The sequence below is a fragment of the Streptomyces sp. NPDC056347 genome, from assembly GCF_042262625.1.
GTDB lineage: Bacteria > Actinomycetota > Actinomycetes > Streptomycetales > Streptomycetaceae > Streptomyces.
In genome coordinates, this window is the sequence record NZ_JBHJQP010000237.1 from 1 (window position 1) to 9,755 (window position 9,755).

The 9,755-nt window shown below is 73.0% G+C and carries 7 protein-coding genes; 4 read left to right on the forward strand and 3 right to left on the reverse strand.

Annotated elements, in window-relative coordinates:
• Positions 1 to 143: 143 nt before the first annotated feature.
• Positions 144 to 386, reverse strand: a complete 243-nt coding sequence (locus ACFCV8_RS33485; RefSeq protein ID WP_037690973.1) for a DUF397 domain-containing protein — start codon at positions 384 to 386, stop codon at positions 144 to 146.
• A 262-nt stretch (positions 387 to 648) separates the two neighbouring features.
• Between ACFCV8_RS33485 and ACFCV8_RS33490 the strand changes: the two genes are divergently transcribed.
• Positions 649 to 1,158, forward strand: coding sequence for a hypothetical protein (locus ACFCV8_RS33490; RefSeq protein WP_376689275.1), 510 nt, complete (start codon positions 649 to 651; stop codon positions 1,156 to 1,158).
• Between the two features lie 129 nt (positions 1,159 to 1,287).
• Here ACFCV8_RS33490 and ACFCV8_RS33495 read toward each other — a convergent pair whose 3' ends face one another.
• Both ACFCV8_RS33495 and ACFCV8_RS33500 read right to left on the reverse strand, forming a co-directional pair.
• Positions 1,288 to 3,480, reverse strand: coding sequence for an FUSC family protein (locus tag ACFCV8_RS33495; RefSeq protein WP_376689276.1), 2,193 nt, complete (start codon positions 3,478 to 3,480; stop codon positions 1,288 to 1,290).
• Between the two features lie 321 nt (positions 3,481 to 3,801).
• Complete coding sequence (locus ACFCV8_RS33500) at positions 3,802 to 5,007, reverse strand: DUF2786 domain-containing protein (protein WP_376689277.1); 1,206 nt, start codon at positions 5,005 to 5,007, stop codon at positions 3,802 to 3,804.
• 417 nt (positions 5,008 to 5,424) lie between these two features.
• Here ACFCV8_RS33500 and ACFCV8_RS33505 point away from each other — a divergent pair, with 417 nt between their 5' ends.
• From ACFCV8_RS33505 to ACFCV8_RS33515, 3 genes are all read left to right on the forward strand, one after another.
• Entirely contained in the window at positions 5,425 to 6,345 is a 921-nt protein-coding gene (locus ACFCV8_RS33505) for a DUF1259 domain-containing protein (protein WP_376689278.1), read from the forward strand.
• Between the two features lie 316 nt (positions 6,346 to 6,661).
• The gene (locus tag ACFCV8_RS33510) at positions 6,662 to 7,867 is read left to right on the forward strand and encodes a cytochrome P450 (RefSeq protein WP_376689279.1); all 1,206 of its coding nucleotides are present in this window, start codon (positions 6,662 to 6,664) and stop codon (positions 7,865 to 7,867) included.
• A 775-nt stretch (positions 7,868 to 8,642) separates the two neighbouring features.
• Positions 8,643 to 9,707 (forward strand): type III polyketide synthase, encoded by a 1,065-nt coding sequence (locus tag ACFCV8_RS33515; protein WP_376689280.1) that lies wholly within the window; start codon positions 8,643 to 8,645, stop codon positions 9,705 to 9,707.
• Positions 9,708 to 9,755 lie beyond the last annotated feature (48 nt).

The following is a 9,755-nucleotide window of genomic DNA, read 5'->3' on the forward strand; positions in this document are numbered from 1 at the left end:
AAAAAAGAACAGCCCGGCTCCATTGCGAGATGCATTGTTCCAGAACAGCACTCCGGGATGCGCCCGGGTGTGATCTGCCCGACACCATCCGCGATCCGCCCGGCCTCATCGCGGAACGCGTCCCGCGCCGTTACGGAATGCGATCAGCCGCCCGCTATGAGGTGATCGAACTCCCCGTCCTTCACCCCGAGCAGCAACGCCTCTATCTCGGCCGGCGTATAGACCAGCGCGGGCCCGTCGGGGTGGCGGGAATTCCGCATCGCCACATCTCCGTCGGGCAGTTTCGCGAACTCCACACAGGAACCCTGGGAGTTGCTGTGTCTGCTCTTCTGCCAGACGACTCCGCGAAGCTCTGTGGCCGCCATGCCGTTGTACACGTGGTGCACAGGACGCTCCCGAGTTGCAAGGTGCAAGTGTCAACTGTCCCGGATCATAGCTGTAGTTCAATTCCTGCTGCATGAGCAGATGCATGCGCGGATGCACGTGCACGGGGGGTGTTCCCGCGATTACAGCTTTTACTCCCCGATGACAGACGCTCAGGAGGCCTCTTCGGATCCGTCTGCCCTCGACGGATCTCTCCATCCCCTTGTATCCCGCTGATAACTTGGCTCGGTCTTTTGTCGGGACAGGCCTATGGGGGAATTACAGATGCACAGAATCGCACGCACCGGCACCGTGCTCGCCGCCGGACTCCTCGCCTCGCTCGCGCTGACCGGCTGCGGCGGCGACAGCGGGAAGAACGACGCACCGGGCGGTGACGGCTCGGCCGGTACGGAGCAGTCCGGCGCGCCCTCCGGCGGCGGGAGCGGCGAGACCGGCGGCAGCGGCGGCTCCGGGACCGACGCGACGGCGCTGGAGGGCGGCTGGGCCGGCCGGACCGACGGCAAGGCGGTCGTCCTGTCGGTGTCCGCGGGGAAGGTCGCGCTCGTCACGGAGCAGCGCGCCTGCACGGGCACCGTGCAGGGCTCGGGCAAGGTGACGCTCACGCTGAAGTGCGTCGACGGGGGCGACGACCGCACCACCGGGTCCGTCGAGTCCAACGACGGGAAGACCCTCGTGGTGTCCTGGGACAGCGGGGTCCGCGACACCCTGGCCAAGACCGCGGCGGGCGCGCTGCCGTCCGGGCTGCCCGATCTCGGTGACCTGCCGACGTCCTGACCTGCCGACGTCCTGACCTGGCGGCCCGACCTGGCGGCCCGACCCGGTGGCCTGCCCCGGTGGCCTGCCCCGGCGCGTGCCGCCCCGGCTTGCTCGCCCCGGCGTCCAGGCCCGGCCGCCGAGCGGGCCTCAGTGTGCCGTGCCGGACGGCTGGTTCGGCCCGGGTTCGGTGTGCGGGCCGCCGTCCAGCCCCTGGGAGAACTCCTCCAGGGCGTCGAGGAGGAGGTGGGCCCCTTCCCTGACGAAGGGGTCCTTCTCCGCCCGGTCGGTCCCCTCGGCCGCCCGGACCCTGGCGTCCCACTCCGCCAGTGCCTCGCGCACCTCGGTCCAGTCCGGCACCCGCCGTTCGCGTACCGCCTTCGCGCCCCGCTCGGTGGACCGGCGCAGCGCGTCGGCCAGCCGGCCCGCGTTCGGTACGGGAGTGGCGCCGCCGCCCGGCAGATGGGCCTCCAGCAGCATCGCGGCCCGGCCGAACTGGGCGAGCGCGTGCTGGGTGTCGTCGGCGGCGGCCCGGGACAGTCCGCGGTTGCGGACCGGTTCGTGCTGGGCGGCGGACAGCGCCTCCTGCCAGGCGACCCGGGCCTCGCGGGTGTCGAGCAGCGCGGAGCGCACGTCGTCGTGGCCGCGTTCGGCGGGGTCGGCGTACTGGTCGACGACCGCGGCGACGTACCGCCCGTCCGCCTTCAGCCAGTCACCGAGCCTGCCCCGCAGCCTGGGCGTCTCCCAGGCCGGGTAGAGGGCGTACGAGATCATCGCCAGGAGGCCGCCCGCGAGGGTGAGCACGACGCGTTCGAGGACCGTCTGCGACCAGTTGTCCCCCGCCATCCCGAGCAGGAAGACGACATAGGCCGAGACGCAGGCCTGGCCGACCACGTACCCCGTGCGCATCAGCAGGTACATCAGCAACGCGCAGAACACGGCGAGCACCGCGGCCGTGGTCACGCCGGGGTGGGTGGTCTGGACGATCGCGGTGGCGAGCGAGACGCCGACGACCGTGCCTCCGAACCGGGCCATGGACCGCCCGTACGTCTGGGTGAACTCCGGCCGCATCGCCATGACGGCGGCCATGGGCGCCCAGTAGCCGTGGCCGAAGGGCATCGCGGTGCCGATGAGGTAGCCCACGGCGGCGACGACGGAGAGCCGGACGGCGTGCCGCAGGATCGGGGAGCCGGGGCGCACTTCGGCGCGCATGGCCTTCGCCACGACGGGGATCAGCCGCAGCAGGCCCGGGCGGTGGGGGCGGTTGCGGTGGCGGTGCGGGGCGGCGGAACGGTGGTCCGCGCGGGCCTTCAGCTCCTCGGCGGCCTCCTTCGAGGCGTCGTCGCGCTCCTTCGTGCCCTCGCCCTCGGCGGTCTCGATGACGTCGGAGAGCAGTACGGCGAGGCGGTCGGCGGCGCGCATCGGCGGGCCGGTGAGCAGGGTCCCGGTGTCCGGGGTGCGCAGCACGGCCACGGCGGAGGGGTTCAGCTCGACCGGGTCGCCGTGCCGGATCGCGCGGGCCGCCGAGTCGAGCAGCGATCCGGCGGCGGCCAGCAGCTCGCGGACCCGCTCCCGCTCCGGACCCTCGGACGGCACGCCCAGGGACGGGTCGGCGAGCGAGGCGAGCACGGGCCTGATCCGCTCGGCCACCCCGCGCGGGCCGCGCAGCTCGGGCGGCCTGCGGCGGGCCTGGCGCGCGGTGACGGCGGCGGCGCTGCGGGCCGTCATCAGGGGTACGGGGTCGAAGGGGGCGAGCGGGTCGTGGCGGAGCCGTCGGGCGTAGTCGGCCTCGGCGGCCAGCGCGTCGGCGAGCGCGTCGCGCTGGACACCCCATCTGCGTACCGGGAACAGGACGATGAGCGCCGCCTGCACCACCCCGCCGAACAGGATCATCCCGGCGTGCACGGCCGAGTTGGCGACGGAGGTGGGCAGGGTGACGGTGACCAGCATGATCGCCACGTTCGACGCCGCGATGATGCCCGCGGTCGGCCCGGCCGCCCAGGACAGCCCCGCGACGAACGTCCAGAGCACCAGCAGGAGGAGGAAGAGCAGCATCCGCGAGCCGGTGAGGTAGCCGAGGAAGGTGGATACGGCGAGGCTCGCCCCGGAGACCAGCGCGAGGACCGGGCGCGGGCGCCAGCTGCGCTGGAAGGTGGCGATGGCCGCCTGGAACGCGCCGAAGGCGGAGCTCGCCGCGACCACCGGCCCGAAGAACGCCAGGGCGACCCCGATGACCAGGGCCAGCCCGGCCGCGCCGCGGATCGCGATGAGTGGTTCGAGCCGCCGTCGCTCGATCGAGAGCCCCGAGCGGGCGGTCTCCTTCAGCGCCCGGAGCCAGCTCATGCCTTGAGCCTATCCGGAAGAATGGCTGATTGATCCGAATTGTCGGACTTGAAGCGCGGGGCGGGGGTGCGGGGTGCGGGCGATGCCGGGGCTCGGGGGCGCGCCGGGTGCCGGGGGGGGCGGGGCGACTGTCGGGCGCAAGCGCGGGCGCCGGGTGCTGGTGCGCGCGGCCGGGTGCTGGGTGCGGGCGGTCCGGGTCCAGGCGCGGGCGCCGGGTGCCAAGCGCGGACGGCGGGTCCCAGGCACGGGCGCCGGGTGCCAAGCGCGGGCGCCGGGCCCCAAGCGCGCGCCGGGCCCAGGCGCAGACGCCCGGCGCGCGCTTCAGCGCTTCTGGCGCCCGGCACGCAGTTGCGGGTCGCGTCCGGCCACGCGCGCCCGGTCGGCGGCCTCGGTGCCGTGCGTCCAGCCGTCCAGGTCGGTGGCGCCCCGGACCCGGGTGGTCGTCGTCCTCGGGAACATCCGCTCGGCGGTGGCCGTGACCGCGAGGTCCCGGGCGGCGAGGACCGGGAGCAGACCGGGGGCGGCGGCGCCCTCCGCCGCACCTCCCCCTCTTCCGACTCCACTTTCGGCCTCGGCCTCGGCGGTGACCCGGGCGGCGTCGGCGGCGAGCCGGCTGCCCAGCCGCTGGGCGTACGCCATCAGGAACGACTGCCGGAACGCCTTGGTCCGCTTGCGTCCGCCGGCCCGCTGACCCGCCTCCGCCTTCGTCATCGCCACGGTGCCCTGGACCAGCAGCGAGGTGTACAGGAGCTCCACGGCGTCCAGGTCCGGCTCGAAGCCGACCACGGTGGAGAAGCCGAGGTCGCCGTTCCACACCGCTCGGCAGCGGTTCGCGGTGGCGACCGCGTCGAGCAGGATCGCCTTCGCCGTCTCGTACGGCGCGTCCACCCCGATCCGGCAGGCGCCCGGCGCCTCCTCGCTGTGGGTACGGGCCGCGAGCAGCGCCTCGTCGATGGAGTGCCGGGCCATCAGCTCCTGCGCCTTGGTGGTGAGGGCCTCGGCCTCCTCCGGGAAGCCGGTCGCTTCCGCCTTGGCGAGCAGGGCGCGGATACGGGTCAGCATCCGGGGCTCGTCGGGCGCGGGCGCACGCCGGAGCGCGGGCCCGGCACCTCCGGGCGGAGGGCCGACCGGCTCGATGACGGGGAGCCGGAGCAGCAGCCGGTAGAGCCCGAGCACGGCGGAAGCGTAGGAGAATCGGTCCGGCCGGTTGCGGGGCGGGGTCCCGGGCAGCGCGTCGAGCTGGGCCCGCCAGCGCGGCGGCAGCCGCTCGTACCGCGCGGTCTCCGCGCCGATCAGCCCGGCGGCGATGCCGGCCGCGGTCTCGTCCAGCTCGCGGCGGACCGTGCGCACGACATCGGCGGGCTGCCAGCCGCGCTCCCAGGCCCGGCGGACGAACTCCTCACCGCGCCGGAACAGTTCCGCGTCGGCCGCCGGGTCGGCGGCGAGGAGAGAGGCCCCGGCGTCGAGCCCGGCGTCGCCGTCCGAGTAGAGGGCCGCCGCGCATGCCTGGTCGATCACCGGTTCCATGCCGCCAGGGTAGGCAGGGCAGTACGGCGCCGCGGGCCCGCCCCGTCACCCGCCACCTGTCCACACCCTGTGGATATCGAACTCCTGCGCGAATCCCTGCGCGACCCTCTGCATGAATCCCTGCATGGACTCCCGCATGGACTCCTGCGCGGCCACCCCCTCACCCGTCCGGCCGCACCCACTGACGATGTATCCGCTTTCTACCATTTCATCCGTAATTCTCATGCTTTCATCGCGCCATGCATCCGACGGAGCCGGTGGAGCGGAGGCGATGAGACCGGTGCGGCAGACGATGAAGAGGGAGAAGAGAGCGCGATGACCGGGGACCGATCACAGGACACACACGTACGAGCGCACGCAGCGGCCTCGTCACGGCGGCGGTTACTGACCGCCGCCGCACTCGCTCCGGTACTGACCATGGCGGGCGGCACCGGAGCGGCCCGGGCGGCCGACGCGGCGCACGGGCAGCCGGCCCCGCCGATGCGGCCGGTGCAGCCGGTGCAGCCGGTGCCGACCGCCCCGGCGGACTGGGCGGCGGTCGCGGAGGTGCTAGGCCGCCCCGGCAACATGCTGCGCGACACGACGTACCACACGGGCTTTCCCCGGCGGGACCTGCTCGTGGTCTCCGACGGCGTCGTCGTCACCCCGGGACTCGCCCTCGGCACGCACGCGGCCTTCATCCGCTACGCCGACGGCACCACGATGCTCATGGGCGACATGGTCGTCACCGAGCGCGAGCTCCAGCAGGTGGCCGACGCCTGGCAGGCGCACGGCATCGAGCTGACCGCCCTCCACAAGCACCTCCTCGCCCAGACCCCCGACCTCTGGTGGGTCCATGTGCACGGCCACGGCCGCGACGCGGTGGCCCTGGCGCGCGGGCTGCGCGCGGGCCTCGACCGCACCGGCACCCCGCCGCCCGTACCGCCCGACCGGCGTACCCCGGTCGACCTGGACGTCGCCGGGATGGAGGCGGCGCTGGGGGCCCGGGGCAGCGTCGAGGACGGGCTCTTCAAGGTCGTCTTCGTCCGCCGGGAGACCATCACGGACGGCCACCTGGTCCTGCCTCCCGGGCTGGGCTCGACCAGCGCGTTCAACTTCCAGCCGGTCGGCGGCGGCCGGGCCGCGCTCAGCGGCGACTTCGCCATGCTCACCGAGGAGGTCCCGCAGGTGCTGAAAGCCCTGCGGCGCGGCGGGGTCAAGCTGGTCGAGCTGCACAACCATCACCTCGCGGAGAGCCCACGGCTGTTCTTCACCCACTTCTGGGCGGTGGACGACGGGGTACGGCTCGCCCGCACGCTGCGGACCGCGGTGGACGCCACGTCCCAGACGGTTCCGTGACTCCGGCCACCAGGGGGGATACCGCCCGGACGAGCCGCGGCCCCTCGCACGCGCGGACGGCCGGTCGCCACCGCACCGGCGGTCGTCGCTGCCGCACGGACAGTCGCCGCTACCGCGCGGGTCCGGGCGGCCGATCCGGGCCGCGTTGCGCCGGTCCAGCGACCGTCGGCGCCGATTCCGTTCTGCATATGGACCAATCGGCCCGGCCCGGCGCGTGGCCGCGGGAACGACCGGGCACCCATGTCCCCGTCCACCCCTCCCCGCTCCTCCCCTCCCCTCCTCCACGAACCACCCGTCAGACCCTCTGGAGCTCCGCATGGAACCAGCCACCGGCGCCCGGCTCTGCCCGTTCGACTATGCCGAGGCCCTCGAATTCGACCCGGTGCTCAGGCAACTGATGACCGAGGCACCCGTCTCCCGCATCCGCCTCCCGCACGGCGAGGGCGAGGCGTGGCTCGTCACCGGCTACGACGACGTCCGCACGGTGACCACCGACCGGCGCTTCAGCCGCCACGCCATCATCGGCCGGGACTTCCCGCGCATGACCCCCGAGCCGATCGTCCAGGACGAGGCGATCAACGTCATGGACCCGCCGGGCAGCAGCCGGCTGCGCAGCCTGATCTCCAAGGGCTTCGCCCCCCGCCACATGGAGCGGATGCGGGTACGCACCCAGCGCGTCGTGGACGAACTGCTGGACCGGATGGAGGAGCACGGCGCCCCGGCCGACCTGTTCGCGCACCTGGCCGCCCCGCTGCCGCTGACCACCATCTGCGAGGTCCTCGACATCCCGGAGGGCGAGCAGGCCCAGCTGCGCACCTACGCGCGGACCATGATGGACACCACCGTCGAGAACAAGCCCAACGCCATCCAGGCCAAGGCAGACCTCCGCGCCTACTTCGCCGAGCTGACCGCCGAACGGCGCGCCAACCCCGGCGACGACCTGATCAGCGCGCTCGCCACCGCCCGCGACGGCGACGAGATCCTGGACGACCAGGAACTGACGGTCATGGCCATGGTGCTGCTCATCACCGGCCAGGACACCACCACGTACGAGATCGGCAACATCGCCTACACGCTGCTGACCAGGCCCGACGAGCTGGCCATGCTGCGCGAGCGCCCCGACATGCTCCCGCAGGCCATGGACGAGCTGCTGCGCTTCATCCCCTTCCGCAAGGGGGTCGGCATCCCCCGGGTCGCCCTGGAGGACGTGGAGCTGAGCGGGGTCCGGATCAAGGAGGGGGACATCGTCCACGTCTCCTACCTGACGGCCAACCGCGACCCCCGGAAGTTCGACAACCCCGACAAGCTCGACCTGGAGCGGCAGGGGCCGTCGAGCATGACCTTCGGCTGGGGCGGGCACCACTGCCTCGGCGCCCCGCTCGCGGCCACGGAGCTCGAAGTCGCCATCGGTACGCTGCTGAAGCGCTTCCCCGCCCTGAAGCTGGCCGCACCGGCCGAGGAGGTGCGCTGGAACAAGACATCGATCTGGCGCTACCCGCTCGAACTCCCCGTCACCTGGTGAGCCGCACGGCACATCGCGGGGCGGGCCGCACGCCGCATCGCCGGGTGGCCGCACCGCGCATCGACCGGTGAGCCGCACCGCGAAACCGGCCGCCCTCCCCCGATGAGCCGACCGCCCTCGATGATGCGCCCGCCCCGGCCCACCGGCAACCCGGGGCGGGCGCACCCGCGCCCGCCGGAACGCCGCCCGGAAAAGCACCTGGGCCACGGCTCGCGAACACCACCGCGCTTCCACCCGTGAACACCACCGCACGCCCTCCCGGAACACCGCCGGCTCCCTCTCGGCCGGAACATCGCCCGCCCCTCCCGGCCGGAACACCACCCGGAGCCCTGCAGGACGCGCCTTCCGGTCACCGCCCGGAACCCCACCGGTCACCGCCCGGAACCCCGCCCGGAGCCCCACCGGGCCCGCCCCCTCCAGCCCCACCCGGAGCCCCGCCCCCGCCCCGTGAGCGATCGTCGACGATCGCTCGACGTGCGGCGGTCACCCGCCTGTCGTAGCGTGATCCCGACGGCCACCCAAGCCGTGGCGGATCGTTTCCGCCCACGAACGGCCGAGGCCCTTCGTCTCCACACGGGCCCCGGAAACAGTCTTCGACGGTCGGCCCGTCCGCGCCCGCTCCAGGGACACCTGACCCGGCGCCGGAATCCACCAGTCCGCCACATCCACGCAGCGCCGCGTGCGAACGGCGGCGGTGCCCGTCCCCGGCCGACCGACGCCCCTGATCCCTTCGCGGGCACCGGGCGTGTGGACCAAATCCGCTAGGAGGAGTTCCATGGCGGTTCTCTGCAAGCCGGCCATCGCGGTTCCCGAGCACGTCATCACCAACGAGGAAACCCTTGAGCTGGCCCGACGGCTGCACGGCGACCACCCGCAACTCGACCTGGTCCTGCGCCTGATCGAGCACACCGGGGTACAGAAGCGGCACCTGATCCAGCCGATCGAGAAGGTGCTCCAGCACCCCGGCTTCGACGCCCGCAGCATCACGTACGAGGAACACACCAAGGCCCGGGTGCCCGCGGTCGTCCGCCAGGCGCTCGACCAGGCCGAACTGGAGCCGGACCAGATCGACTTGATCGTCTACGTCTCCTGCACCGGCTTCATGATGCCGCCGCCGACCGCCTGGCTCATCGGCGAGATGGGCTTCCGTCCGCAGACCCGCCAGCTGCCGATCGCCCAGCTCGGCTGCGCCGCGGGCGGCGCCGCCGTCAACCGCGCCCACGACTACTGCACGGCGTACCCCGACGCCAATGTGCTCATCGTGGCCTGCGAGTTCTGCTCGCTCTGCTACCAGCCCACCGACCTCGGCGTCGGATCCCTGCTGTCCAACGGGCTGTTCGGCGACGGCATAGCCGCCGTCGTGCTCCGCGGCAACGGCGGTACCGGGGTACGGCTGGAGCGGAACGGCTCGTTCATCATCCCGGACACCGAGGACTGGATCTCCTACGCGGTCCGGTCCACCGGCTTCCACTTCCAGCTCGACAAGCGGGTGCCCGGCACGATGGAACCGCTCGCGCCGGCCCTGGAGGCGGTCGCCGAGGAGAACCAGTGGAACGCCGGGAAGATGGACTTCTACATCATCCACGCGGGCGGCCCGCGCATCCTGGACGACCTGAGCCACTTCCTGGACGTGCCGCCCGAGGCGTTCCGCTTCAGCCGCGCCACGCTCACCGAGTACGGCAACATCGCCAGCGCCGTGGTGATCGACGCCCTCGGCCGGATGTTCGACGAGGCATCGGCGCTCGAAGGCCACCGCGGTCTGATGGCCGGATTCGGGCCGGGCATCACCGCCGAGATCTCCCTGGGCACCTGGACCTCAGCGTCCGAATCCGAACTCTGAGGGTGCGCGGGTCCGCGGGTGGCCGCGCTCCCGTCCCGGCCACGGACC

What these genes read in the sequence shown, in the direction of transcription:
- ACFCV8_RS33505 (WP_376689278.1), top strand. Translation starts at nt 5,425, where the DNA reads ATGGCGGGCGGCACCGGAGCGGCCCGGGCGGCCGACGCGGCGCACGGG.
- ACFCV8_RS33495 (WP_376689276.1), bottom strand. Translation starts at nt 3,480, where the DNA reads ATGAGCTGGCTCCGGGCGCTGAAGGAGACCGCCCGCTCGGGGCTCTCG.
- ACFCV8_RS33490 (WP_376689275.1), top strand. Translation starts at nt 649, where the DNA reads ATGCACAGAATCGCACGCACCGGCACCGTGCTCGCCGCCGGACTCCTC.
- ACFCV8_RS33515 (WP_376689280.1), top strand. Translation starts at nt 8,643, where the DNA reads ATGGCGGTTCTCTGCAAGCCGGCCATCGCGGTTCCCGAGCACGTCATC.
- ACFCV8_RS33500 (WP_376689277.1), bottom strand. Translation starts at nt 5,007, where the DNA reads ATGGAACCGGTGATCGACCAGGCATGCGCGGCGGCCCTCTACTCGGAC.
- ACFCV8_RS33510 (WP_376689279.1), top strand. Translation starts at nt 6,662, where the DNA reads ATGGAACCAGCCACCGGCGCCCGGCTCTGCCCGTTCGACTATGCCGAG.